General features: G+C 69.9%; 18 protein-coding genes and 5 pseudogenes. 14 read left to right on the top strand and 9 right to left on the bottom strand.

Annotation, left to right across the window (positions count from 1 at the left end; translation table 11 throughout):
* Positions 1–142: 142 nt before the first annotated feature.
* Positions 143–916 (bottom strand): glycosyltransferase family 2 protein, encoded by a 774-nt coding sequence (locus PUR56_RS16640; protein WP_329949505.1) that lies wholly within the window; start codon positions 914–916, stop codon positions 143–145.
* 31 nt (positions 917–947) lie between these two features.
* On the opposite strand from PUR56_RS16640, the gene PUR56_RS16635 reads away from it, so the two are divergent.
* From PUR56_RS16635 to PUR56_RS16590, 10 genes and pseudogenes are all read left to right on the top strand, one after another.
* Complete coding sequence (locus tag PUR56_RS16635; RefSeq protein WP_329949504.1) at positions 948–1,259, top strand: hypothetical protein; 312 nt, start codon at positions 948–950, stop codon at positions 1,257–1,259.
* A 207-nt stretch (positions 1,260–1,466) separates the two neighbouring features.
* The gene (locus tag PUR56_RS16630; protein ID WP_329949503.1) at positions 1,467–1,598 is read left to right on the top strand and encodes a hypothetical protein; all 132 of its coding nucleotides are present in this window, start codon (positions 1,467–1,469) and stop codon (positions 1,596–1,598) included.
* 115 nt (positions 1,599–1,713) lie between these two features.
* Positions 1,714–2,883, top strand: coding sequence for a ComEC/Rec2 family competence protein (locus PUR56_RS16625; RefSeq protein ID WP_329949502.1), 1,170 nt, complete (start codon positions 1,714–1,716; stop codon positions 2,881–2,883).
* A gap of 22 nt (positions 2,884–2,905) precedes the next feature.
* The gene (locus PUR56_RS16620; protein WP_329949501.1) at positions 2,906–7,234 is read left to right on the top strand and encodes a DUF6603 domain-containing protein; all 4,329 of its coding nucleotides are present in this window, start codon (positions 2,906–2,908) and stop codon (positions 7,232–7,234) included.
* A gap of 7 nt (positions 7,235–7,241) precedes the next feature.
* Positions 7,242–9,512: a hypothetical protein gene (locus tag PUR56_RS16615; protein WP_329949500.1), complete on the top strand. Its 2,271-nt coding sequence runs from the start codon at positions 7,242–7,244 to the stop codon at positions 9,510–9,512.
* On the top strand, positions 9,509–13,636 hold the full coding sequence (locus PUR56_RS16610; RefSeq protein ID WP_329949499.1) for a discoidin domain-containing protein: 4,128 nt from the start codon (positions 9,509–9,511) through the stop codon (positions 13,634–13,636). Before PUR56_RS16615 ends, PUR56_RS16610 begins: the two co-directional genes overlap by 4 nt.
* Positions 13,633–14,121 (top strand): hypothetical protein, encoded by a 489-nt coding sequence (locus PUR56_RS16605; protein WP_329949498.1) that lies wholly within the window; start codon positions 13,633–13,635, stop codon positions 14,119–14,121. Before PUR56_RS16610 ends, PUR56_RS16605 begins: the two co-directional genes overlap by 4 nt.
* 27 nt (positions 14,122–14,148) lie before the next feature.
* Positions 14,149–15,861, top strand: coding sequence for a hypothetical protein (locus PUR56_RS16600; protein ID WP_329949497.1), 1,713 nt, complete (start codon positions 14,149–14,151; stop codon positions 15,859–15,861).
* Between the two features lie 275 nt (positions 15,862–16,136).
* A pseudogene (locus PUR56_RS16595) lies at positions 16,137–16,466 on the top strand (DUF6192 family protein); the annotation flags it as partial.
* 19 nt (positions 16,467–16,485) lie between these two features.
* Positions 16,486–16,992: pseudogene (locus tag PUR56_RS16590) on the top strand (transposase); the annotation flags it as partial.
* 354 nt (positions 16,993–17,346) lie between these two features.
* Here the strand turns inward: PUR56_RS16590 and PUR56_RS43495 are convergent.
* A complete protein-coding gene (locus PUR56_RS43495) occupies positions 17,347–17,556 on the bottom strand; it encodes a hypothetical protein (RefSeq protein ID WP_443034519.1) in 210 nt (69 codons plus the stop codon).
* A gap of 420 nt (positions 17,557–17,976) precedes the next feature.
* Here PUR56_RS43495 and PUR56_RS16580 point away from each other — a divergent pair, with 420 nt between their 5' ends.
* Positions 17,977–18,270 carry a hypothetical protein gene (locus PUR56_RS16580; protein ID WP_329949496.1) on the top strand — a complete coding sequence of 98 codons (294 nt, stop codon included), beginning with the start codon at positions 17,977–17,979 and terminating at the stop codon, positions 18,268–18,270.
* Positions 18,271–18,400: 130 nt separating this feature from the next.
* Here PUR56_RS16580 and PUR56_RS16575 read toward each other — a convergent pair whose 3' ends face one another.
* The 4 genes and pseudogenes from PUR56_RS16575 to PUR56_RS16560 all read right to left on the bottom strand — a co-directional run bounded on the left by PUR56_RS16575 (position 18,401) and on the right by PUR56_RS16560 (position 21,673).
* The gene (locus PUR56_RS16575) at positions 18,401–18,523 is read right to left on the bottom strand and encodes a hypothetical protein (RefSeq protein WP_329883893.1); all 123 of its coding nucleotides are present in this window, start codon (positions 18,521–18,523) and stop codon (positions 18,401–18,403) included.
* Between the two features lie 647 nt (positions 18,524–19,170).
* Positions 19,171–20,226, bottom strand: coding sequence for a TerC family protein (locus PUR56_RS16570; RefSeq protein ID WP_329883892.1), 1,056 nt, complete (start codon positions 20,224–20,226; stop codon positions 19,171–19,173).
* Between the two features lie 231 nt (positions 20,227–20,457).
* Positions 20,458–20,610 (bottom strand): annotated as a pseudogene (locus PUR56_RS16565) (NAD(P)-dependent dehydrogenase); the annotation flags it as partial.
* Between the two features lie 79 nt (positions 20,611–20,689).
* Positions 20,690–21,673 (bottom strand): helix-turn-helix domain-containing protein, encoded by a 984-nt coding sequence (locus tag PUR56_RS16560; protein WP_329949495.1) that lies wholly within the window; start codon positions 21,671–21,673, stop codon positions 20,690–20,692.
* A gap of 711 nt (positions 21,674–22,384) precedes the next feature.
* On the opposite strand from PUR56_RS16560, the pseudogene PUR56_RS16555 reads away from it, so the two are divergent.
* A pseudogene (locus PUR56_RS16555) lies at positions 22,385–23,131 on the top strand (transposase); the annotation flags it as partial.
* Between the two features lie 21 nt (positions 23,132–23,152).
* Here the strand turns inward: PUR56_RS16555 and PUR56_RS16550 are convergent.
* On the bottom strand, positions 23,153–23,809 hold the full coding sequence (locus PUR56_RS16550) for a response regulator transcription factor (RefSeq protein ID WP_329883890.1): 657 nt from the start codon (positions 23,807–23,809) through the stop codon (positions 23,153–23,155).
* Positions 23,806–24,945, bottom strand: coding sequence for a sensor histidine kinase (locus PUR56_RS16545; RefSeq protein ID WP_329883889.1), 1,140 nt, complete (start codon positions 24,943–24,945; stop codon positions 23,806–23,808). Before PUR56_RS16545 ends, PUR56_RS16550 begins: the two co-directional genes overlap by 4 nt.
* Positions 24,946–25,107: 162 nt before the next feature.
* Between PUR56_RS16545 and PUR56_RS16540 the strand changes: the two genes are divergently transcribed.
* Positions 25,108–25,599 carry a DUF6326 family protein gene (locus PUR56_RS16540; protein WP_329949494.1) on the top strand — a complete coding sequence of 164 codons (492 nt, stop codon included), beginning with the start codon at positions 25,108–25,110 and terminating at the stop codon, positions 25,597–25,599.
* Between the two features lie 222 nt (positions 25,600–25,821).
* Positions 25,822–26,136: pseudogene (locus PUR56_RS43490) on the top strand (beta/gamma crystallin domain-containing protein); the annotation flags it as partial.
* Between the two features lie 40 nt (positions 26,137–26,176).
* On the opposite strand, the gene PUR56_RS16535 reads toward PUR56_RS43490, so the two are convergent.
* Entirely contained in the window at positions 26,177–26,317 is a 141-nt protein-coding gene (locus PUR56_RS16535; RefSeq protein WP_329883887.1) for a hypothetical protein, read from the bottom strand.
* Positions 26,318–26,738: the final 421 nt, after the last annotated feature.

Raw genomic sequence — 26,738 nt, 5'->3', positions numbered from 1 at the left:
CCTCACGAGAGATGACAGACTGGGCACCCAACGGAGCTCCTACCGAACAGTGATCTTGGTCGACACGGTTCTAGCAGGAGCTCCGTCCCATTTCAGGCGACTTGACGCGGCCACCCACGGCTCTATCTACACGGCATTGGGACTAGATGTGGGACTTCCGCACCGAGTGCCATGCCGCGCCGGCCAGAGCCCGGGTCGACCGGACCAGTCCCAGCCCTTCGTGCTCCCGGTACAGCCGCCAGTTGTGCTCGACGAGGTCGAGCTTGTTGGAGGACAGCGACCCCGCCCGCCCGGCCCGGTATACCGCCAGCGGCTCCTGCAGGCCCCGGGCGTGGTGTCCGTCCCGCATGATGTCCAGCCACAGCGCGTAGTCCTGCCGCTTGGGCATGTCCGGCATCAGCCTCGTGCCGAGCACGGTGCGGGAGTACATGGCGGTCAGGGCCCCGATGTGGTCCTGCACCAGCATGTCCCGGTACGTCACGCGCTCACGCGCCTTGATGACCCGGCCGTTCGGAACGAAGTCCCGGGCCTCGCCCTCGTAGTCGCCGTCGACCTTGAAGTACGAGGTGAACGTCAACGGCGCGTCACCGGCGGCGGCGAACTCGATCTGCCGCTCAAGCTTCCGGGGCAGCCACATGTCGTCGCTGTCGAGGAAGGCCACGAACTCCCCGCGTGCCCGCGCCATGGCGAGGTTGCGGGCACGGGCGGCGCCGCCCTGCTCGGGCGCCGCCTCGGGGAGCACCCGTTCGTCCTCGCGGGCCAGGTCCCGCAGCAGGTCCATGGAGCCGTCGCCGGAGGCATCGTCGGTGACCAGCAGTTCCACGTCGGCGTGGCTCTGGGCGAGCACCGAGCGCACCGACGCGCCGAGGGTGGCCGCCGAGTTGTGGACCGGCATCACCACGGAAACCAGGGGCACGGCAGTGCTCCTCACTCGAATCGGAGTCGTCATGGACGTTGTCGTCGCCGGTCGGGGCTGCGTCGGGCGGCCGCTCGCGGGGCGCGCCGCCGAGGTGGGCCACCGCGTCGTCGGCCACGACGTGGACCAGCACCGTATCAAGCAGTTCGTCACCGGTGAGTCCGGCGGGTTCCGTGTGCGGTTCTGCTGCGGTCGCCAGGCGGTCGGCTCTGGACGCTCGCTGCCCCGGTTCGGTGCTCCGGGTCGGGCTGCGGCGCCGTCGGCCCTGGGGCGGGCCATGCCGAATTTGGCCACACGGGTGGCGAAATATCGCATTGAGGAACCATTTGATCACTGGCTGTGATGTGATCGGTTCCTGTCAGGCGGGCGGTCCCGATGGCGACGGGTCGATGCCTGCTGCTCGGTGCCCGGTGTGGTGAGTCCTGGCCCGGTCTGCTCCGTCGGCCGGGTGCTTCCAGCAGCGTCACTCGTGTCGGTAGCGAGGGAGTGTGTCTCATGTCCGTGTCCGTTGCGGATCCGTTCGTCGGCCTTCCGGCTCGGAGGACCCTTCGTGCTGGGCCCAGATCTGTTCGAACTTCCTTGGCTGTGCGCGCTGTTGGGGTCCGGCAAGGAGCTGGTGCTCCAGGGGGCCTGGGTTCGGCGGGACGGGCTGGCGCCGGCCGGCCGGGCTGTCGAAGGGTGAGCGGACGGCTCGGCCGACGCTGAGGTCGTCGCGGATGCGGCGGGCGAATGAGACCCGCCACTCGACCGGTAGGCGGTACTGCCCTGCCCTGCACGCCCGAGACCTGGAGTCTGCGATGGCAATTCCTGTTCCGCCCGTTCCCCACGCGAGGGTGATCTTCGTCGGCGTCGGCCAGGGGGACTGTACCTTGATCGTCTTCCCGGACCCGCCACACGGCACCGGCGAGGTGGTGCTGATCGACTGCGGCTCCACCAAGGGTGCGAAGTGCCTGATTCCCGGACCGCCGGAGCGGGTCGTGGACGCGCTCACCAACGTCAAGCACCTCCTCACCACGTACGTGCCGAAGAAGACGATCGACTACCTGTTCATCACACACGCCGACGAGGACCACTACAACCTCCTGGTGCGGGCGCTCGACGGGTTCACGGTCAAGGACAGCTACTTCACCGGGGTGCTGGAGGACTACAAGAACGGTCGGGACTCCTTCGGTGCGGTCAAGGCCGATGCGACCTACGCCTGGTTGAAGGCCAAGGGGGCGAAGCCGCTGGCCAACTCCCTGGCCTTCAGCGGTCCTGCGGCCGGTGGTGGTGCGAGCACCCCGTGGCAGTACGGGCGGCCGGTCGTTCCACTCGGCGGCGACGACGGGCTCTACGTCGTGGCCGCCAATGCCTCCGGCTCCTACGCGACGCGGCACGCCAAGTGGCAGCAGGTCCTGGCCGCGTCGACGGATCCGCACGAGAAGGTGCGGCTGCAGAAGGAGCTGGGCCGCTATGACCCGAACCCGGACAGCGCGGTGCTGGCGCTGGTCTACAAGAAGGCGGTCATGATGCTCATGGGGGACGCGACGGTACTCACCGAGGAGTTCATTCTCGGCGCCTGGGCGCCCCAGCTCCCCTCGGCCAACATCACGCTCAAGATGGGGCATCACGGCAGCGACACCTCCTCCCGCGAGAAGTGGGTCAGGCTGCTCAAACCGCAGCGACTCACGGTCAGTTCGGGCACCAAGGCGTTCAACGGCTCGGGCATCCCCAAGATCAGCCACCTGGAACAGGTCAAGCTGTGGTCCGGTGCCGTCCAGCCGGCCGACTCCCACGAGTACACCTACTTCGACGACCGCCCCGCGTACAAGTCGTTCGTCCCTGACTTCACCGACCAGTCGATCTTCACCTCGCAGTTGATGGTGAACCCGCTCTGGACGGACACGACGCCGGACGACGAGCGCTTCATCTGCGGTACCTGGCACCTGACGCTCGATGCCGCCGGCAACGTCCTGATCGACTACTGACGGACCAGCGAGGGGACACATCATGGCGCTGACAACAGAGGAACTCCGGCGCAGGTTCCCCGTGGTCGGAGGCGAGTTCCGGCTGACGGCGGAGGAACTGGCCGTGCCGGGGACGGAGGAGCTCTTCGGCACCCACCTGGGCGGCCCCCTCTCCGTGACCGGGGTGACCGCCGCCGACCCGGAACACCTCACGCTCTCCGGAGCGGTCGCGGTCCCCGGTCTTTCTCCGGGAGCCGCGGTGACGGTCACCTTCTCGGCGAACGCGACGGCGTCACCCCCGGTCGTGACCGGCCTGACCCTCGACGTCACCCTGACCACCGCCCCGGACCCGGGCGAGTGGAAGGTCGACCTGCCGTACCTGCGGCTCGAAGCCGGCTTCCTGCGCGAGTACGGGTTCGAACGGCTGCTGCTGGTGCTGTCGGCCGAACCCGGCGCCGGCGACGTGGTGTCCACGGTCGCGACCGTGGGCGGCGATCTGCCGTTCGCCGCCGGGGGAGTGGCGCTGAGGCTTCGGACCCTGGTCCAGGAGGGGCCGGCCGCCAGCACGTACACCCTGAACGGCGAATTCTCCGGAGTGACCTTCTCCGCCCTGGGCGACCTCGGCCAACTCGTGCCGGGAGCATCCTCCGAGCGCTTCACGTTGCCCGCCCTGCCCGGCCTCCCGCTCCCGGCCACGGTCGAACTCGCCGGTCTGAGCGTCGTCTTCACCCCCGACGTCCATCGCGCGGCCGCAGGGCTGGACCCCGTGCTGGCCGCCTCGGCGCGGGTGAACATCCCCGCCCGCTGGCCGCTGATCCCCGGTGTGTTCGAGATCGAGGAGATCGACGTCGAGTTCGGCGTCGGGTCCCCGCGCACCGCCGGGGCGAGCGTGCGTGCCCGGCTCGGCGGCGTCCTGCGCATCGGCGAGGCCTTCGTGGGGGTGTCGGTCTCCGTGCCGGAACTCGGTCTCACGGCCGAGCTGCTCCGGCCGCTCCCGCTCACCGACGCCCTCGCCGTGTTCCTGCCCGGTGTCGAGGTCCCCCTCGGGGAGGTCGAGGCCTTCAGCGCGTGGGTCAACGCGAGGTCCAAGGACTACAGCGCCGAGTTGGACCTCGCGGGCCCCTGGAGCATCGGGGACGTCTTCGCCCTCACCGGTATCACCCTGTCCGTCCGGAGCACCGGAACCGGCCGCCCGGCCGCCCGGCTGTTCGCGGAGGCCGCTCTGGGCCGGTCCGTGCTGAGCGTCGAGGCCGGCTACGACAACGGCGGGTGGCAGTTCACCGGCATCGCCAGGGACGTGGTCCCCGCCGACCTGTTCGACCTGTTCGGCGTGGCACCGCCCGCACTGCTCGCCGACCTGACCGTCCGCGAGACCAGGGTGTCGTTCGACAGCGGCGGCCGGGAGTTCGACCTGGTCTGCTCCTGTGAATTCCCGCTCGGCGACGCCGACGCCGTGCTCGCCCTGGCCGTCCGTCTGTCGCACAGGGCATCGGGCGGCTACGACAGGACAGTCTCGGGGACGCTCACGGTGCAGGTCCCGGACGGGCACGGTGGCTTGCGCGCGCTGGACTTCGGCGTCGACTATCGCGAGGATGCCACCGGGTCGACGATCACCGCGGTGTGGAACGCGGACGAAGGCATCGCGCTGACCGACCTGGTGGCCGCGCTCGGCGTCGAGCTGCCCGAGCTGCCCGAGGTGTTGCGGCCGGTGCTCACCGCGCTGTCGGTGCGGTACGACTCCGTGACGGGTCAGGTGCTGCTGACAGCTTCGACCGAGCGCACCGGATGGGTCTACGTCAGCCGTCCCGGTACCGGCGCCGGTGCCCCCCGGGTCGACGCGGCCGCGGTGCGGGCCCGGCTCGGGGCGCGCGTCTCGGATCTGCCGTTGGTCGGCGAGGCGATTCCGCCCGGTGCGGACCTCGTCATCGACGGTGTCGCCTTCACCTCGACGCCGACCGGGTGGACCGCGGCCCAGGCCGTCGCGGTCAACGACGCGCTGAACCGGATCGACTCCGTGGCGGGGCGCCGGCTGCCGCGCTTCGCCGCCGGTACGACGGCCGGGCCCGGCCTCGCCGTCCAGATCGAGCTGGGTATCGGCGGGGTGCCGCAGGAGCCGCTGCTCCTGCCGATCACCACAGGGTCGGGCGGCACACTCGTGGCCGCCTCCCGGGGCCCGGTCACCGTGCACGCTGCTTCGGACGACACGTCGTCACGTGACCTCGGCCTGACCTTCGGGGCGCTGCGAATCTCGCGGATCGGCGTCGGCCTCGCGGGCGGGCAGATCTTCGTCGCGCTGGACGCGGTCCTGTCGGTGGGCCCGGTCCGGTTGGTCCTGATGGGTCTCGGGCTCGGAATCGACGGGGAGTTGAGCGTCTCGCCCCGATTGCGCGGGGCGGGCGTACAGCTGGACAGGCCGCCACTGAGGATCAGCGGCATGGTCGAGCGCCGTACCGGCTCGGAGGTCGCCCCGGGGCTCAAGGAGCAGTTCGTCGGGCTCGCCTCGGTGGAGACCGGGTTCTTCGCCCTGAACGCCGCCGGGTCGTACGCCAAGGCCGTGGACGGCTGGTCGTCGATGTTCCTCTTCGGCGAGATCTCCGGCGGCGAGCGCGGGCTGTTCGGCCCGCCCCCGTTCCGGGTGATCGCCCTCTCGCTCGGCTTCGGTGTCAACAGCACGGTCCGCACACCCCGGATCGACCAGGTCGGCGAGTTCCCGCTGGTGAACCGGCTGGACGGCAGCGGCAGCGGCGACACCCCGGAGAAGGTGCTGGAGAAGCTCGCCGGCCCCGGCGGCTGGATCACCCCGCGCGAGGGCCAGTACTGGGGCGCGGGCGGGATCGAGTTCAGCTCGTTCGAATTCATCCGCTCCCGCGCGCTGCTGCTGGTCGAGGGCGGCCAGTCCTGGAAGGTTCTGCTGATCGGCCGCACCACCGTCGACCTGCCGCGCAACAAGGCCGCCAGGAAGCCGATCGCCCGGCTCGTCATCGACCTGGCCATCGGCTACCACCACGACCAGGGCCTGTTCTCGATGGACGCGGTCATCGCGCCCGGCTCGTACGTCATCGACCCGGCGGCCGAGCTGACCGGTGGCCTGTCCTTCTACGTCTGGGGCCAGGACCGCACCGCCGTCGGGGGCGGCAAGGGCTTCGTGTTCACCCTGGGCGGCTACCACCCCCGTTTCAGGCGGCCCGCGTACTACCCCGACCCGCCGCGCGTGGGGTGGCGGTGGGCGATCGGCCCGGTGGCGATCCGCGGCCAGGTGTACGCGGCGCTCACCGACGGCGCGTTCATGGCCGGCGGCGAGCTGTCCGCGAACTACGACAAGGGACACGGCATCCAGCTCCAGGCGTGGTTCACTGCCTGGCTGGACGCGCTGGTGCAGTGGAAGCCGTTCTACTTCGACCTGTCGATGGGCCTGAGCATCGGGGTTGCGGCCACCGTCAAGGTGCTGTTCATCCGGGTCCGGGTCTCCCTGGAAGTCGGGGTGTCGCTGGACCTGTGGGGGCCGCCGATCGGCGGCCGGGCCAGGATCAAGGTCTGGTTCATCAGCTTCACCGTCGAGTTCGGCACCGGCCGGGACGGCGTACCGCCCATCGAGTGGGGGGAGTTCAGCGTCCAGCTGCCCGCCCCGCTGTCGATCACCCCGCTGCGCGGGCTGCTGGTCGACGTCGACCCCGAGGAGACCGCGATCCGGTCCGCAGCGGGGGAGCCCCTGCTGGTCTCCATGGACGGATTCGCCGTGCGCACCGAGGCCGCCGTCCCCGCCGGCCGCATCCTCCTCAACGGCCGGCCGTTCGCCGGGACCGAGGACGACACCATCGACATCCGGCCGATGGGGCCGAAGGGACAGGGCGTGGTCTCCGATCACCACGTCACCCTGAAGCGGTTCGACAGCGTCTACACCCCCACCGGATGGGGCGTGGCCGTCCACCGGCAGGACATGCCCAAGGCGATGTGGGGTGCGCCGCTGGGAAAGCCCGGCGACGTGCTGGACGGTGACGGGCTCCTCAGCGGCTGCCTGGCCGGCATCACCTTCGAGATCCCCAAGCCCGAACTGGCTCCCGCGGTCGGCTGGGTGGACGCGGAGGCACTGGAGGCCGACGGGCTGCCGGATGCGCCGATCCCGTTGCTGGGCTCGGCGCCGGAGGGGCCGCCGTCCGTCCCGGACGACGAGGGCGAGGGCAGCATCGGCGCCATCGTCGACCCCGACCGCGGCATCGCCGCGCGGACCACCGCCGCCCGCCGCGCCTCGGTGCACGCCGCCCTGGCCGGCCTCGGCCTCGCCCCCGGCACCGACGAGCCGCTGACCCGCTACGCGGACCTCGCGAAGACCACGTTCACCAACGCGCCCATGACCACCACAGCCGAGAGGTGAACCGACGTTGAGCGGTACCGAAGACCTCCGCGTCGCCTTCCACGACTACCGTCGCCCGCTTGCCGCCGCCGGCGTCTACACGCTCACGGCGGAGCACCACCTGACCAAGGACGGCAACCGGGTCGACGTGAACCCGGCCATCCCCGCCACCACACAGCAGTTCGAGATCCGCGCGGTCCGGTTCGTCCTCGACCCCTCGTCCGTGCACGCCCACTACCCGGCCGAGGGCGCCGCCGGCGACTTCGGCCGCACCCTGCCGCACATCACCCTGGACCGCTCCATCCTGCCCTGGGAGCGGCTGCTGAAAGCCCGCGCGGTGCCCGAACAGGCCCCGTGGCTGGCGCTGATGGTGTTCTGTGCGGGTGAACTGCCCGACGACCCGGAGGGTTTGGGCCGGACCACCACCCGCACCGTCGCCGAACTGCGCCGCCCCGGCGACGGCATCCTCGGGCCCGACCTCAGCAACGAAGGCATCACCCCGGCCATCGAGGCAAGCCGCTGCCAGAGCATCGACGTCCCGGCCGGGCTGTTCACCGCGCTGGTGCCGCGTGAGGAGGAACTGAACTACCTCGCCCACGTCCGCGACGTCTCCACCCGACCGCAACGGCGCGACGACGGCGAGATCCTGACCGAGGGCCAGTACGCCGTCCTGGCGGCCAACCGCCTCCCCCGACAGCCCGGCACCTACACCGCGCACCTGGTCTCCCTGGAAGGCTTCAACGGCAAGCTCGACCCCGGCCAACTGGGCGCGAGCGTAAGGTCCGTGCGGCTGTGCGTGCTGCACTCCTGGACGTTCACCAGTGACCCGGCCGGCACCCGCGACGCCGCAGCCCTGCTGAGCGACCTCGTCGCACCGGCCCGCGAGGAAGGGGGGCGGGAGAACCTGGCACTTCGCCTGCGCCCCAGCACGGACACCGCGGCCCGGTCCACGCCGGACGCCGAGCGGTATGCCGAGCGCCGCCTGCACCTGGGCTACACCCCACTGTCGTACCGGCTGCTGTCGGGGGAGACCACCTACGGCTGGTACCGCGGCCCGTTCGTCCCCGTGATCGCCGCCGAGACCCGTGACTTCGCCCGCGACACCCCGAAGAGCACGGCCGACCACGCCCTGATCTACGAGCCGGAGCACGGACTGTTCGACGTCTCCTACGCCGCCGCCTGGACACTCGGCCGCACCCTGGCGCTGAGTGACCCCGACTACAGCGAGGAGATCACCCGCGCGCGGCGCGAACTGGCCAACACCGCGGCGACGATGATGGCCCTGGCCGCCGCCGGCCCGGCGCTCGCCGCCGCCGACCCCGCCGACCTGGACGGGCGGACTCTACGGGAGTTGGCCGCTCCCGGTTTCGCGTCGGGTCTCCTCGACGCGTTCACCCGCCCCCTCGCCCCGCACGACCGGGCCCCGGCATCGGCCCGCCGTACCCGCGTCACCCGGCAGAGCGCCCGCGCCGTACTCGCGACCGGACCCAAGGCCGCGGCCCTACAGGCCACCGCCGAACGACACACCCGGACCCTGCCGGCCTGGCTGGACGAACTGACGCTGCTCCGCCGGGTGCCGTTCAACTACCTGGTGCCCAACCCCGCGATGCTCCCCCCGGAGTCGATCCGGCTGTTCCGCATCGACGAGAACTGGATCGAGGCACTGCTCGCCGGAGCCCGCGACGTCGGCGTCCACACCTCGCTGGACGCACTCGTCGACACGGCGCTCACCGCCGCCGTCGACCGCCGCCGCACCCGCGTCCGCACAGCGGAAACCGGCCGGGCCGGGCTGCTGATCCGCTCCGAACTCGTCGAGGCCTGGCCGGTGTTCGACATCCTCACCACCACCGGCGGAGCGAACGTCGCCGAACTGCGCCGCGACCACCTCGCCCCCGACACGCTGCTGCTGCTCCTGGACGCCCTGCCCGACGAGATCGTCATCCGCGAGCCCGGCCAAGGCATCCACTTCGGCATCGACAGCAACGACGCCGCAGGCGACAACAGCGTCATCAACCTGCGTGAGCACCGGCCCGGGCCCGACCTCGGCCACCCGCTGCGCCGCGACTACCCCGCCGCGGGTGGCCTGCTCACCCGCCACCTGCGGCTGCCCGACGGGGGCGGTGCGCCGGACGTTCTCGCCCTGCGCGGCGACCGGGGCCTCGTCCCCGCGCTCGCCGCCGACCTCGACCCGGCCCTCGACGACCTCGCACCCGGCGAATTCGCCCTGCAACTCGTCAACGCCCCCGTCGAACAACGCCTGACCCTCGACGCGACGCCCGGCCAGGAGAGCGCCCGATGACCGACACCGACCTGATCGTCCCCGTCGAGGTCCACGCGATGCTGGCCACCCGCGACGTGGCCGCGTACGACGACTTCCGACGCTGGACCCCCAAGTACCCGTGGACGTTCTCCAAGGACCACCGCAGCAACGCCGAGCCGCCCATCCAGCACTCCGAGGGGAACCCCGGCGAGGGCATCCACGTGCAGTGGCAGCTGCCCGAAGCCCTGACCACCGGAGCGATCGACCCCGCCACCGGCGTCAGCACCTTCCCGTGGGTGCCCAACCGCTGGCTCGTGGTGCGCTACGCCCAGGTGCGCGGCGAGCTGAAGGCCGCCGGGTTCCTGATCCACAGCGACTACCTGGAGAAGGCCGACGGCGGGCCCGAAGAGTCGGCCTTCACCCCGTTCGTCGACCCGGCCTCCCCCAAGGAAGCGCCGCGCCACGACTACATCGGCCGCGCCCACAAGCTGAGTGACGGTCCCTGGCGCGAGCCGCCCGCCCGCCCGCAGCTGTTTCTCACCGCGATCGGCAGCGGACTTCCCGCCTTCGCCGCCTTCGCCCCCTACCACGAGAACGTCTTCCTCTTCCACGACACCCTCGCCGACCTCAAGGCCAACGACAACTACCCGCCGCCGTGCACCGTCAGCTACTGCGTGATCGGCTGGTACAGCCGGGACGACGCCGACATCCTCACCACCGCGCGCGACATCGAGGGCCTGCTGCCCCCCGACGCCGACCCCGACAGTCCGGCCGACGTGCTGCGGGCCCTGGGCTGGGCCGCCCCCGACGACATGCCGAACACGATCACCCGGACCCGGTACGTCGGCACCGCCCTCGGTATCCCGTGGAACCGCGACGGCGGACACCACGCCTCCGACCGCCCCGAGACCCAGGACGTCAAGGTCGCGATCGGCCACAGCACCGCCGACGCCGTCGCCGCCCTCGCCGACCACCAGACCGGCGGCACCGACCTTGCCGACCAGGTCCGCGCCCTGTTCCACGGCAACCCCGACGAGCTCGACGGCCCCGACTGGCAGGTCTCCCTCGACGAGATCACCCGCCGGTCCTGGTTCAGCGGCCACGACGGCGGTGCCACCTGGCGGGTCGTCAACCGGCCGAGCGACCAGGCCGACACCCAGGCCCCACCACCCGACCGGCCGGACTGGATCACCGCCCTCAACCGCGACCAGGACGACCACGACCAGGCCAAGCACCGGCTCGCCTCCGCACAATGGCGGCTGTGGACGCTGTGGTGGCTGCGCCGCCTCCCCGAAAACCGCCGCCCCCTCGACTACACCTTCGACGAGCAAGCCTGGGACCAGCGGATCCACGAGGCCGGCACGCGGGTGACAGAACTCGAAGCGGAGGTCGAACGGCTGAGCGGGAAGGTCCCGCACGGTCTCACCCCCGAAGAGGTCCAGGCCGCGATCGACCGCTACCCCGCGGACAACAAGCTGGAGCTGGCCGACGAGCTGGAGCTGAAGCGCACGCCCCGGCAGAGCTACCACCGCCCCGCCGACCCCGTCCTCGCCCTGACCGGCTCGGGCACCTCGCAGCCGCTCGGCCGCGACGAGGACGACCCGCTGCCTTGCCGCCTGCCCTCCGCGCTGCTCACCCGGGTGAAGATCAACAATGGCTGGGTCGGCGTCCCGGCCAACCCGCAGCTGCCCGCCAACACGCCCGAAGTCCCGGGCATCATCGAGGCGGTGGTCGCCGAGTTCGCCCTGCTCGACCAGGCCGTGCGCACCCCGGCCGCCGGCGGCGCCGACACCGCGCTGCACGCCGTCGTCGCCGACCCGGCCGCCAACTCCCAAGGTCCGTGGCCCGAGTACAGCCAGGTATGGCGCCAGCCCTGGCTCCCGCTCTACCTCCAGTGGGAGATCAAACACTGCGCCACCCCGTACCAGAGCCAGGACGCCGCCCCCAACTGGGAATACGGCCTCGGTGAGGACGGCGATCCCGAACCCGACCGCTACCGCTACCGCTGGACGGGCAGGGGTGCGGCCTCTGGCGACGGTGACGGCGGACGGCGGTGGAACGCGTTCGGTGGGCGTGCCTTCGTCACCCCCTCCACCCGCTTCGTGCTGCGCGAGCAGGCGCGCAGGCTCGCCGAGCACGCCCCGCCGCAGCTCGCCCGTCAACTGCGCGCCATGCGCGAGGAACTGGAGGGCATTGACGTGCTCTCCCAGACCCTCGACGGCTTCCACGATTGGCTCATCCAGCAGGACGGCGCAGCCCAGGCCGTTACCGACCACTCGATCCTGGCCCTGGCGGGCGAGACCAACCACGTCCCCGACGGCGCGGAAGGCCACGGCACGCAACGCTTCCAGCCCGTGCGGGCCGGCCAGTTCCACTTCATCGAGCTGGTCGTCATCGACCGCTTCGGACGCGTGTGCTCGCTGGTGCAGCCGGTCGACACCCAACCCGTCCAGTTCCCGCTGATCCGCGCGGACAGCGTCGTACCGGACCACGACCTGTTCCCGAACCCGCCCGGCCCGCAGCGCTTCGTACAGCTACCGCCCCGGCTCGTCCAACCGGCCCGGGTACGCCTGGACGCCGTGCCACTGCGCGCCGACCAGCCACCCGCCGAGGCGGCCGAAACCGTTGACACCACACAACTCCCGGGCGCCGACGCACCCGTGGCCGGCTGGCTGCTGGTCAATCATCTCGACCGGACACTGCTGGTCTACGGCCCCGACGGAGAACCCCTCGGCGAACTGCGCGTGGTCCGCGACGTCCGGAACACCCGCACGACCGCCTGGAACACGCTCCCGCACGCCCCCTACCGCCACCCGGAGGACGACGACTTCGCCGCCGCCTACCCGCATGTCGCAGCCTTCGCCCGCGGCCTGCTCGGCCACGAGCCGGAAGCCTTCGAGGCGCTGGCCAAGACGATCGACACCGCGCTCGACCACATCCTCGAACCCTCACCCGACGAGGACCGCTCCCCGGCACGGCTGATCGGCCGCCCCATCGCCCTCATCCGCACCCGCCTCAACCTGGACCTGATGGGCGAGCCGCTGACCGACCCCAGCTGGAAGCGCGCGCTCGTCCCGCCGGACGAGGACTACCCCGACCCGAGTGACTATCCCGACCACCGGAACTACCCCGACTACCGCTGGACCGTGCGCCTCGGCGACCCCGACCGGCTGTCCGACGGCCTCATCGGCTACTTCGCCGCCGACGACCACGACCAGCGCACCCGCTACCACCGCTTCCACGCCGTCGACCCGAACGGCCCGTCGAACGGCTACGTGACGGCCATCGACACCGGCGCCCACCTCACCCTTCCCGCCCGGCCCGCCGACCGCCCCGCCACCCACCACCTCACCCTGCTCGCCTGCCCGCACACCGCCGTCCACGCCACCACCGACATCCTCCCCGTCGCCGACGTCACCGTGGACGCGGACACCACCCACCGGGCCCTGGCCCGCATCCGCGCCTCCTTCCGCCTCAACCCCCTGCTCGCACCCGACCGGTTCGGCCCCCCGGTGGCGGCCGCCTCCCTCAAGGCCCGGCCCGGCCACCCCGTCTCGGCGATGACGGACGGCGACCCGACCACCTCCCACGAGAGCGGCGAACCGCCGGCGGCAGGTGACTGGGTCCGGCTCGACCTGCACACCGAACGGCGAGTGGAAGCCGTCGACATCCTCCTCGGCCGCCCGGACGGCAGCGGCACCCCCACAGCCACCGACCTGGAAGCCTCCACCGACGGCGAGCAGTGGACCGTCCTGCGCGGCTACACCCGGGTGACCGAGATCCACCACACTCCCGAACCACCGCTCACCGCCCGCTTCCTGCGGCTGCGACACACCAGCTCCGCCGCCGAACCCTGCGCCGTCCGCGAGTTCGGCGTGCAAGCCGAACCGCCGGACAAATCCCTCGTCATGCCCCGCCCCGCAGCCTGGCACGGCGACTGGACCTGGGCCGAACCGATCCCCGTGGACGGCACCGCGACCGGCCTGCCGCTGCCCGACTGGGACGAGCACCTCATTGACAACGCCGACCAGCTCTCCCACCCCGACGCACCCCTTCCCGTCGCCCGCTCCGGCTACCTCCAACTCCAGCCGCCGGCCCCGGGACGGACCCGCTCCACCCCGGCCCCCGCCCCTGCCCAGGCCCCGGAAGGAACCGCGTCGTGACCAGCCCCAACCCGGCCCTCCTCCTCCCGTACCGCCTGGAGCACACCCCGGCGACGGCCACACAGCCCGGAGAGGTGGCCCTCGACCGCGTCCGCCTCACCATCGGCGACGACCCGGGCGGCCGCAGTGCCTGGCCGGTGCGGTGCGCGCGGATCTCCGTCGGCCTCCCGCTCGCCGAGCACGCATCCGTGCCGTCCGGAGAACCCGTCATCCTGCGCACCCGACTGGAACTCGAACGCGGCACCGGCCACGGCCGGCAGTGGCTGGTCGAAACCACCACCACCGACCCGGCCGTCACCACCCTCACTCTGGTCCCCGCCGAACCCGCCCGTTTCGACGGAACCTGGACCCTCACCCTCACCCTCGACATCAGCACCCCGCTCGGCACCCGGTGCCGCATCACCGAGAACACCGCGCTCGGCGACAGCAGCCCGCAGCGCCGCGCCGGCACCGCCGCCTTCACCGGCACACCCCTGCCCAACTGACCCCCTGCACAGAGGAGTTCCACAGCCGTGACCACCGCTGACCTCCCCATGCTGCTCCCGCCCGCCATGGTTCCGGAGCCCGGCACGCTGAATGTCTCGACCTTCGCGAAACCGGAGTACGCCAAACTGACCTTCACCTACGGCAAGGTGAAGTCCGGCGGTAACTGGCCCGTGCACTGCAAGTGGTTCAAGGTCCGCATCCCGACCGGCCGCCAGGCTTCCGCCCTGACCAGCGAACCATCCCTGATCCGGCACGAGTTGACCGTGCCGGAGGGCAAACGGCAGTGGACCGTCGAGCGCGACACCCGTGACCCCAACCAGGTCGTCTTCACCTGCTCACCGCCGCCGGGCGAGCCCGCCGCGTTCGACGGAACCTGGAGCGTCGAGCTGGAGTTGTGGGGCATCGAGGTCAACGGCGGCGTCGGCCCGGTCGCGATCGTCTGGGAGGAGTCCACCTCGGCCGCAGGGGCAACCGGCCGATTCGAGGACCGCACCGGCCGGGGCGAGGTCAGCAAGCGCGACGACTCGTTCTACCTGCACAGCTTCCGCCCGGCCGCCGTGGCCATCGGCCGCAACACCAAGGTCACCCTCCACTGGGAAGGCACCCCCCACGCGACGTACACCATGTACTACCGCAAGCCGGACGGCACCCAGGGATCGTCCACGGCCGGCGGCGGCAGCTGGACCTCCCCGGTGGAGCTGGTCGACGACTCGAGCTTCACCCTCGAAGCGCAGATGGGGAACGAAGTTCGCTATCTCACCACCTACATCAAGGTCAACGACCCCGACATCGCCGTGACCACGGTGACTGCCGCCAGCGACAGCGTGTTCAACGGGCATGTCACCCAGGCGGCCGGCAAGGTCCTCCGCGTCGGGGAAATCCGTGGTCCCTACAGCGCCACAGCGCCCAATGAGAGGCCCCTGACCATCGCAGGCGGAGCCTTGACCGTCTCGAACAGCAGCACCGAATTCAGCAATGCCATCATCGCGAAGGCCATCAAGTCGCCCGAAAACGCTGCGCTCACTATCGAGAACATGCCAAGTGCCGTGAATATCGCCAAGAAGGTGAAAGTCACTTTCGCCGACGGCGTTCTCTCGGTCACCGGCGATGGAACATACAGCGGCGCCATCAGTACGATCAGCATCGCGGCCAGCCAGATCAACGGACGCGGGGCCGGCGTGCTCGGCCTCAACGGCAGTGTCACGGTCAACGGTACCCTCGCTGCTACCGGTGACGTCACCGCCGGCGGCAATGTCACTCTCGACCCCGGGGCGACCGGGTATCTCTGGCTCAAGACGGGCCGCTTCGACACCGCGGCGCAGGCCACGGTGAACCTCCACGGCGGCCTCAACGCCAACGGTGGCCTGAACATGGGCGCAGGCAAGAACATCACCGTCCCCCAGGGCGGTGGCTCGCTTGTGGTGGCCGACGCGTTCGTCGCGAAGTCCCATCATCCGGGCTACACGTATCCCAAGGTGGAGGTGGGACCGACGGGCGTTGCCACCTCCTTCACCCACAAGGGGAGGCGCGTCCTGCGAACCGGTGACCTGGTCTACCTCAAGTCTCACTGGCAGAACAGCTATCTCAAGGCCGACCCCAATGACAAGGAACAGAAGGTCACCCGGACACCGTCCCCCGACATGAGCAACGGTCGCTTCATGTGGTATTTGGACATCTCCGGATATTCGCCTGCCGCCGTGGTCGACGAGGAGGCCGAGGACGCCGAGGCCCTGGAATAGCAGGGGCGTTGCAAAGGCCCGGTGACCACGTGAGCCTGGCGCTGATCGCCCGGCCCTGCTATTCCAAGGCATCGGCCGATCCCGCCTCCGGCGAAACAGTTCCGTCAGGAGCCGACCCAATCTGGTGATCCGTCAGCGAGGTCATCAGCGTCCCCCTTGATCAGGGTGTCCACCGAATTCATGGCACTCCCTCCGAAGGATCGTGTGAGCCAGTGATGTGACAGGCCGGCCGAGGCTCGGACTCGGGTCTCGGCCGGCCGGGCCGCGACTGGCGGATGACGGACGAGGGGGCCGTGCTGCGGAAGCTGGTCGAGGAGGCCAGCCGCGCGCAGTTCACGATCGGCGACTACGCGCTGGAGATGGAGCCGATGCGCGAGCCGGGCGGGTCGGCGCCGGCGGAGGAGCTGTTCACGGTCAAGGACTCGCTGTTCCGCCTGGCCGAGGACATCGGCCTGAACTACTCCGCGATCAAGGACTCCCGCTGGACGTCCTCGAAGTGGCCGAAGGAGCGCCGGGCGGACGGGGTGTCGTTCACGGTCCACCGGATCCTGGCGTCGATACCGGACGAGGCCGAGCGGTTCGCGGCGGTCCCCACCCCGCCGGAGGGCAAGGCCCGGTGGACGGCGGAGGCGGCCAAGCGGCGGACCGGCCGGCAGGTCGACGCAGTCGGTGAAGGCCGCCGACACTGTCGGCCGCGACTCGCGCGGCTACGACGGCGCGAAGAAGATCAACGGCCGCAAGCGCCACCTGGTGGTCGACACCCACGGCCTGCCGCTGTTCGTCATGGTCACCCCGGCCGACATGACCGACCGTGACGCCGCGAAGGAGGTGCTGTTCCGGCTCCGCCTGATGCGCCCGGAGATCACGATCGTCTGGGCCGACTCCGGTTACGCGGCCCCCAAGCTCGGCGGCTGGGCGAAGAAGTACTTGAACCTGACCCTGAGCACGGTCGGCCGGCCGAGGGGCGCGAAGGGCTTCGTGGTGATCAAGCGGCGTCGGGTGGTGGAGGGATCGATCGCCTGGATCGTGAACGCCCGCCGTCACGCCCGCGACTACGAACGCCTCATCCAGCACTCCGAGTCGCTGATCACCTGGGCGGCGATCACCCTCATGAGCAGGCGCACCACCCGACGGCAGTCCCGCCGGGCCGGCCAGGCCGAGCCCCGGCCCCCGATCGGGCACTGATCGTTCTCGCGGCGGTTCGGACCACGGAGGCCCTGACCAGCAGGAAACTGATCCGGGGTCACCTCCGACTCTCCCACGGTCCCGAGCCGCCTGTCAGGCGATTCGCGCCCGCAGCACCATGCGGCTGGCCGAAGATGTTGTTCGCCCGGCGGTGGAGTGGTCCGATCCGGACCGGGGGAAGGGGCCGTTCATGGAGATCATCAGCGACCCCGGCCTGCACGGCCGGCCCTGGCCCGAGCTGATGCCCGACCACCGCCCGGCCCTGGTCCGCGCCGCCCTTGATCCGGTGCAGGCCGGGGATCACCGCGCGCCCCCGCCGAGCTGGGCCGGGATGCGGCTGGCGCGTAGTTCTTGCAGGTCGGGGATGTGGTTGTCGAGGGTGCCGGGGCTGACGCCGAGGAGCTCGGCGATCGAGGTGATCGAGTGCTCGGGGTTAGGGAGCCCGGTCGGTCGCGGCCGGACCGGATCGAAACACCACCCCGGCACCGACGGGCGCGCCGTGAACCTCACCGGCGGAAGCGGCAACGGCGCCACCCGACCCATGCCGCTAATCGACGCCGTCCCACCCGTCGGATCCAGCGCCGTGCGTTTGACGGGATTGTGCTTGCGGCCGGACCTATCAAGCCAGATGAGGGCGACTTTCACACGACACCCGCCGGGGTGTTCTACATTTTCCGCACCGTCTCTTGAGGCCCTGACTCAGCCTTAAACCTGACGGGCCACCATAGGACGCCCAATTCAAAAGATGAAGATGGAGGATCAGTGAACCTTCGTGCGCGTGTTTCCGCGGTTGCCTTGGCCGTCGCGACAGCCGGCCTGGGTCTGGTTACGGCCGGCCCGGCAGCGGCTGCCACCTGCGGCGGCACAATCTCGGACTGGGAAGCCGTCGGCCTCGTCAGCGCCTTCACCGGCGACGCGAAACTGACGAGCATGGGAATGTACGGCGGGTCCGTGCAGAACGGGCTGGCCACGGTCGTCGTGACCGGTACTACCGTGACCCAGGCCACCCCGGGCCTCAAGGTGTCCACGAACACCACGTTCACACCGGGTTCATTCACGTGGAGCTACAACAATGGGTACGGGAACAGCAGCCTGCGTCTCGACAGCCCCGAGTGCAGGACCGGCTCGTCAAAGGTGTTCCGGGCCCACTACAGGTACGGCGACTTCGTCAACACCGGTACGGCGGGGACCATCGTGGAGGGCACCCTGTCCCGTCTGCTCTAGCCGCACCAGGACCATCTCCCGGCCGGCCGTATCCGCACCCGGCAGCCCGGTGTTCCCGGGCCCCGGATGGGGATGCGGTCGGCCGCTCACGCCGGGATGCTCGCCGCCGCCACCATCAAGCCCCCTCGTCCTACTCCTCGGTGGGCTCCTCGGGGGTGGCGGTTGCGGGTTCGAAGCGCCATGGGATGTTCGTCGAGGTTTCGGTCTGCCCGGCCAGGAGATCGCCGTCATCGCTCAGCGGCTGCCCGTCCATGTCGAAGATGAGGACCCCGTCGTCGGTCTTTTCGGTCCTCCAAACGGCGCGGCGATCGTCCTGGCAGGGCCGCACGGACACGTGGCAGCGGGCGGCCCGCGTCGCACGAGGCCGGCACCGACGACGGCAACCTCAAGCGGCTCCTGGACGAGTGCCTTCGCGAAGAGCCGGACCCGCACAATACCGTCGAGGTCGAGGCCCTGAACCCACGCGCACTGCGCGACCGGCCGGACGCTGCGATCGAGCACCAGGCGCGTGACATCCACCGGTCGAACGTCCTCGCCCGCGCCGAGCAGCACGACCGTGGCATGCTCCTCGGCGTCTGCCTGAGGTGACGCGGGGGCAACCTCCACCGGGCCGGGCCGGCCGTCGCCGCGCTGTCGATTTCGCTACCGGGTCGGGGAGTGCTTGCGTCTGGGGTTCAACCGGAAGTCGGGGCAGTCGCGGTTGTGACATGCACCCGGGCCCCACACGGGAACGAATACGCCGCAGGTCACGCGGCGGTGGATTGCGACCGGCACGGATTTCTTGCAGGCCGGACATACGTATGCTTCGGACTCACTCTTTCCTTTGACCATTTCTTTACGATATGCCCGTATGGGGATAGGGGGAAGTGCCCTGCCTCCTTGCCGGGGGCGCGGGCGGGGTCAGGGGTCCCGGTCCGGTGAACCGGTCGGGGGCTCAGGGTCGTCCACCGCAGGTGGTGGGCCGGGCTGCTCGGTGGCCGCGACGGCGGCTCGCTGTTCGTCGGTCTGCTCCACAGCTCCTGTCGGGGCGGGCCTTCTGAGACTGAGCACCACGGAACCTGCCAGGACGACGGCGATGACTGCCAGACTGAGCGGTGAGGGGATTTCCGGGATGTCGGAGCTGATCATCTTGTGGGACGCCTGAAGGACGAGCTTGACGCCGATGAAGGCGAGGATGACCGCCAGGCCCTTGCTCAGGTAGTGGAAGCGGTCCAGGAGGCCGGCGAGCATGAAGTAGAGGGCCCTCAGGCCGAGGATGGCGAACGCGTTGCTGGTGTAGACGATGAAGGCGTCGTCGCTGACCGCGAGGACGGCCGGAACACTGTCGACAGCGAAGATGAGGTCCGCGGCCTCGATGGCGACGACCACCGCGAGCAGCGGAGTCGCCACTCTCTTGCCGGCTTCCCTGACGAAGAACTTCGCCCCGGCGTACTCGTCCCGGACCGGGATGATCTTGCGGAGCATCCGGACGGCGAAGCTGTCGCCCGGGTCGAAACTCTCCTCCTCGTCCTTGAGGAGTTTGTAGGCGCTGTAGAAGAGCACCGCCGCGAAGACGAACAGCACCGCGGTGAAACGGCTGACCACGGCGACGCCGAGGGCGAGGAAGATCCCGCGGAAGACGAGTGCGCCGATGACGCCGAAGAACAGCACGCGGTGTTGGTAGGCGCGGGGCACTTTGAAGTACGCGAAGATCACGGCGAAGACGAACAGGTTGTCGACCGACAGGCTCTTCTCCAGCAGCCAGGCCGTCGTGTACTCGGTGCCGGCGGTGGTGCCGAGGACGAGGAAGACGACCACGCCGAAGATCAGGGCGAGGCCTACCCAGAAGCAGCTCCAGGCGGCTGCCTCCTTGAAGTGGATGACGTGTTCGGTGCGGTGGGACAGCAGGTCCACCGCCAGCGACACGACCACCGTCGCGGCGAACGCCCCCCACAGCCAGAGCGGGACCTCAAGCACGCCGAACACCTCGCTATGGCCCGCGCGAAATACGCCGGCCTCTATACAGGAGTGTCCGGCATCGCGTCCTCGGGAGCACGCGGAGCAGGCTCCCGCTCCGAGGCCGTGATCCACGTCGCGACGATCGACCTCATGACCCGTCGGTGCCCTGAGATACCAACCCGACCTAGCGCGGAACATGAAACCCCGGAGCCAGGGGTGAACGCCCATTAACTCCCGCAGGATGGGGATTCAGGGCAGAGGTGTTCCGCCGGTGGCGTTGACGATCTCACCGGTGATGAAAGACGTCCTGAGGCGTCCACACCGGTCCGGGGGCGTCGGCGTTGACGCGGATGCCTTCGGCGCGAGCTGTGCAGCGAGGCCCTGGGCGAACGCGACGATCGCGGAGACCACTGCCTTCCCGGTCCACAAAGCTCGACCTGCCCGGCCGTCACCCGATCGGGGCCCTTCTGAAGAGGCTCAGTCACTCCCCGGGATGCCCAGCGCGGTCACGGTCGCGAGCGTATGCGGCCGGAGTCTGACCGTACCGTCGCTTGAAGGCCCGGATGAAGTGGCTACTGCCAGCGAACTGCCAGCGAGCGGCGACCTCTGCCACGCTGGGCCGCCCGACCCGGGCGCTCAGGGCGGACCGTGCCTGTTCGAGCCGGCGCCCGCGGATATACCCGGCGACCGTCTCCGCCCTACCGACAGCGGTCCCGCCCCTGATGCCCGAACGGTCCGCTGCAGCGGTCGCGAATGCCCGATGCAGGGTGCGTACGGAGATGTTGAGAGCACGGGCCAGCGCCGCCGGGGAGAGGTCGGGATCGGTCAATCGGCGATCGATGATGTCCTTCACCGCGCGCACCAGGAGGGACGTCAGCCGCGGCTTGGAGTCGTCGGGTTGCCCGGTCACCACTCCGCCGCCCAACTCGATCAGCGTGCCGCGACCGGCATGCGACCCGGACGGAGCCAGATCGGTGAGCGTCTCGTCGGTCATCCGGACGTGGGTGAGGGGCATCCGCATCTCCGGGGTGTCGGCCGACCCGGTGATCAGCCGATGGCCCCTGAGCCGACCGACCGGCGAGGCCGGCAGGACGAGCACGCTTGCTGCGGTGTCGCGCACGGCCTCGTGGATGGGAGCGCCGCCGCGGTGCACCAGGAACGTCCCCGCTGAGATGTTCAACCGGCTGACGCCGCGCTGGACCAACCACCAGGCGTTGCGCCGCACCACATGCATCATCACCCGGTTCTCCTCGCAAAAGGGCACACCGCGTAAGGTCCCCGGGGGTGACGTCCGGAGTACATCGGCGATGACCGCGCCGAGCACCGTGACGGCGCGAGTGCTGATTTCAAATTCCTGCTCCACCCATTCGCGCCGAAAGATGTCACATCCATCCTCCGGAATCTTCGGGGCGGTGATGTGAATAGCGAACTCCACTGCGTGTTCGAGCTTGTCGGTCGCGGTCATGAATCCTTGCTCTCCTCGGATCTCGTAACAGGATCTTGGGTGCTGCGCTAATCCATGAAATTGTGGCGTTCTTCGCCACGGCCTTGGCCTTCTGATGGGCCTCGGCTTTCGCTTTGCTGACGAACAGTTCGAACCTTACTGGCGGCAGGTGCCCGGCGGAGCTGTTCGTTGTGACGGCGCCGATGTGACCGTGTGTCAGCTCGGGAGTCGCTTCAGAGTCCGCCGCCGGCGTCGGACGGGGCGTTTTGCGTCAAGTGCTCCGGGCCGACTCGCAGATGGGGCGAAATTGCCAACTTTATGGTCCTGTCATAGGGGATCACGGATTTCCTGACCATTGAGCCTCCTCTGATTGCTGGGCGGTCACGCGCAGCATCTCATTGGCTGCGGAGGCGGACTCCATGATTCGGGGGAGTGGGTGACGGCCGTGTTCCCGACGGGCGCAGTAATCACTGTCGCGAAGGCCTCGTCGGCCGTGCTTTCTATGCATCCCATCCTGCAAAGGGTCATAGTGCTGCCGCAATGGCTGCTTCAGCATGGATTCATTGACGGAAACGGAATGATGCCCATGCTCAGTGCCTGTCCGGGAGGTGCCTGGATGCCGAGCAATGCTCAAGACCGGTGGATCGGGCTCGGGAGGCGTACCTTCCCGAGTGATCGATTGATGGTCGTCGAGTAGGCCGACGTTGCACCGTCGGCCGGGAAGGCATGCCCGTGCTCACGGTGGTCAACGCCGACGGCACCACGCCAAACGGCTTCCTGATCGACGAGATCGTCCGGGAAGGCGCGCGGCGGATGCCGGCCGCCGCGCTGGAGGCCGAGGTCAACGCCCACACAGCCGAGTCGGCCGGTCAGCGGGACGAGCAGGGGCGCCGCACGGTGGTCCGCAACGGGCACCACCAGCCGCGGAAGGTCACCACATCCGCCGGCGCGGTCGAGGTCAGGGCCCCACGCGTCAACGACCGCCGCGTCGACGAAGTCACTGGGGGCGCAGGCGGTTCTCCTCGGCGATCCTGCCGCCCTGGTGCCGCAAGTCATCGAAGATCAGCGAGGTGCTGCCGCCGCTCTACCTGCACGGCCTGTCCTCGGGTGGCTTCGTGCCCGCACTGGAGCAGTTCCCCGGAGCAGTTCCCCGCCGGCCTGTCCCCGGCCACCGTCACCCGGCTCACGCAGCTGTGGCAGGCCGACCACGTCGCCTTCAGCGAGCGCGACCTGTCCACCGCCGACTACGTCTACGTGTGGGCCGACGGCATCCACCTGCGCATCCGCCTCGTCCAGACCAAGGCGTCCGTCCTGGTGCTGAGGGGCGCGCGGGCCGACGGCACCAAGGAACTGATCGCTTCCTGGGCCTGCCTGCTGCGGGACTGCGCCCGCCGGGGCATGCGCGCCCCCGTCCTCGCCGTCGGTGACGGCGCGCTGGGCTTCTGGAACGCGCCCAGCGAGGTCCTCCCCGTAACCCAGTAGCTCTGATGGCGGTGCGGTTCAGTCCCCCACCCGGCCGGTGTCGTACGCCCACATCGCGATCTCGACCCTGTTCCGGGCGCCGATTTTGGTCAGCAGGCTGGCGACGTGGGTCTTGGCGGTCGTCAAGCCGATGAATAGCTCGGCGGCGATCTCGGCGTTCGTGCGGCCACGGGCGACCAGCGTCAGCACCTCCTCCTCGCGTTCGGTGAGCGGCTCGATCGGTTGGGACCGTCGGCTCGACGGTTCCCCGGCGGCGAGGGTGGCCAGCAGCCGCCGGGTGATGTTCGGCGCGATCAGGGCATCGCCGGCAGCGGCGGCATGGACGGCCTGGACGAGCAGCGCCGGCCCGGCGTCCTTGAGCAGAAAGCCTCGGGCGCCGGCCCGGAGCGCGCCCTGGACGTACTCGTCGAGGTCGAATGTCGTGATCACCACTACCGCGATCGGGTCCGGGACGCCCCGCCCTGCGAGGAGCCTGGTCACCTCGATGCCGTTGAGCCCGGGCATCTGGATGTCGACCAGGCACACGTCGGGGCGGAGCCGATGCGCCAGCTCGACGGCGGTGTGGCCGTCGGCGGCCTGGCCGACGACCTCGATGTCGGGCTGCGCGTCAAGGATCATCGACAGGCCGGTGCGCACGAGATCCTGGTCGTCGGCCACCAGTACGCGCACCGTCATCGGCGGACCTTCGTCGGCAGTTCGGCGTCTACCGTCCACCCGCCCTCGGGCGCCGGCCCGGCACGCAGCGTGCCGCCGAGCAGCTGCACGCGCTCGGTCATCCCCAGCAGCCCGAAGCCGTGCTTCACCGACCGTGCCGGGTCGATCTGTCCGTCGTCGGTCACGCGTAGTCGCAGCCTTCCCGCGCCCCCGACGACCCGGATCTCCACACGCGAGGCGTTGCGGGCGTGCCGCAGGGCGTTGGTCAGCGACTCTTGCGCCAGCCGGTAGACCGCCGCGTCGACCTGGGGCGGAAGTTCGTCCAGGTCGTCTGGCAACTCTACGTCGACGACCGGGACCGGGGCGCGTCGGGCGAGGGACACCAGGTCGGCAACGCCGGGCTGGGGGGCGTACTCCGCCGGGGCTCCGTCGCGCAGCACCCGGACCATCGCCCGCATCTCCGCGAGCGTCCGCGACGCTTCCCCTTCGATGACCGCCAGTGCCTCGAGCGCCGCTTCAGGTCGCTGCCCGGCCATCGCCCGGCCCGCCTGCGCCTGCACAGCGATCGCCGAGACGTGGTGGGCGACCATGTCGTGCAGCTCGCGCGCGAGGCCGACCCGCTCCTCGCTGCGGCTCTGGTCCAACGCCCGGCGCCAGCTCTCGGCGCGGTAGCGGAACGCCGCTCCGTCCGCTGCCGCCGCCAGGATGGCGAACCCGCCGATGACGTCGGCCGGCCCGGTGTAGTCGGCGACCGTGCCGATTCCCGCGGCGACCGCCACCACCGCCAGGCCGATCACGATCTCGCGCCCCGAGCCCCAGCGGACCAGCGCGTAGACGAGCACCAGGATGTAGATCATCGTGTCGAGGCCCACGCTCGGGGCCCCGCCCAGCAGGCTCGCCAGTCCCAACGCCATCACGGTGCCGAAGGCCAGCACGACACAGGCCAACGGGTGGGTGCGCCGCCACAGCAGCACCGGTGCAAGTCCGACCGCCACGATCGTCGCGAACGGCCGCCAGGCGACGTCGTCCCGGAGGACTCCCTCGAGCAGCGCCGTCACCATCAGCACCCCGACCAGCACCCAGTCGCGCGACACCCGTTCGGGAGCGTCCGTGGCGCGGGGCTCGGCCCACAGTGAGCTCAGGGTGTTGGTGGTCACACACCCAGTGTAGGGACCGCCGAGGCGTCGGGGACCGACCGAAAGAACGAGACGCCGCTCCTCCCAACAGCCGAGGCGGGTCCGGCCTCGACACCGATGTGCCCGCCGCCGGGCTCAGCGATCGTGGACCTACCGATCCTCACCACGACAACGGAGCCTGCGATGAGAACTCGTCAACCCGCCACCACCGCACTGGAAGACCCGCGGATCCCGGTGAGGGCCAAGCTCGCCGCAGCGTGGACAAGCTTCGTGTTCCTGTACGTCTACGTGGACATTCTCGCCTTCTTCAAGCCCGGCGTCATCGATGACATCGAGGCCGGCGTCGTCTGGGAGTTCGACGTCAGCCAGACGTTGTTGACCACCTTCCTCGCGGTCATGGCGATCCCGATCCTCATGGTCGTGCTGTCGATGACGCTGCCCGCCCGGGCGAACCGCATCACGAACCTCATCGTGGCCTCGGTACAGGTCCCCTTCGCGGCGTTCAACGCGGTGGGCGAGTCCTGGACGTACTTCTACGGCCTTGGCGTCGCACTGGAAGTGATCGTTCTCGCCCTCATCCTGCGGTACGCCTGGACCTGGCCCCGCACCACACCGTCGGCGATCACGGTGACCAGCCCGGACCGTGAAACCGTTCGCGCCCAGCAGCAAGCGTGAACCCAGGAGCAGTCCCCGTCCGGTTCGGAGCCATCTGCCTCGGTGTCGCGGTGTGGGCCTCCCTGCGGTGAAACACCAACTATCACGGGGGCGTCGCGTAGGGGCCTTCCGAGGCCCCTGCCGGCAGGTCAGCTCTCGGATGCGGGTCGCGGATCGGGTCGAGAACGCATGAGGGGACGGCAGGCGCGGATCCCCCGGTGATCATGAAGCGCAGAGGACTTCATGATCGGGAGAGCCGTGCCTGCCCTGCTGTCACCACCTACTGGCGGACGCCCTAAGGGGCTTGACCTGCGTACGGAGCTTCCTCCGATCGCCCCTGACGACTGCGACCGGTGTCCTTGCGTCGCGCCCTCAAGTGACGCGCATGCTACAGAATCTCAACCTTCCAGATGTGCAGCGGCCTGTTCGGGTACGAGAGTTCTGAAGATCTGGTCGCACGGTAGCCGCTTCGGCGATGTGAACTGCTGTGCCAACGCCGGCGTTTACAAGATCGACGGATGGGTCGACCGGGTCTTCACCGGCAACAACGACATCAAGATGTACGACTACAACGGCGCGTCATACCACCGGTTCACGCTCACCGTGGCAAGTCACTACCGCTCTGGCGGTCGACGTTGCCGGCGAAGGCAGTGCCGGACGGCCCCATCAGGGTGAACACGCCTGCTGCGGCCAGTGCCGAGGTCAGAAGGCGCACCATTTTCATCTCGCCGGAAGCCATCGCTTCTCCTCTTCGACTCGGCGCCCCGTGCAGCAGTCATGGCGTCGCACGGAGCGGTGCTGCGGTTCTGGCGTGGCGCCGCTGCCCGGGTGCCGCGGCTTCAGGACCACCGGGCGCTCGCCGAAGGGGCTTTCAGCACTCTCCCCTCGGTCCGACGCACGTCGCGCCGCTGCCCGGGCGCCACTCCCATGGTCAGCTCCGACCAGCGTAGGAGGGCCACTGCTGCCGACGCTTGAACATCGGCCTGGGTCTCCACGACCTCGCCGCGCTCATGGATGATTCGAACCTGCGGCGAAGGCTCGTAGCAGGGTGTTGCGGCCGTGGGGCGGAACCGACCACAGGGCGTGTCCTCGCAGGCCCCAGCCGTGCAGGAGGCTGTTCGCGGCGGCAAAGCCGGTGGTGGCTGCGCGTTCCATGAGGG

The sequence above is a fragment of the Streptomyces sp. BE303 genome (assembly GCF_036290945.1).
Classification (GTDB): Bacteria; Actinomycetota; Actinomycetes; order Streptomycetales; family Streptomycetaceae; genus Kitasatospora.
Note: the sequence above shows the minus strand (reverse complement) of the source record. Positions and strands in the feature narration are given on the sequence as shown.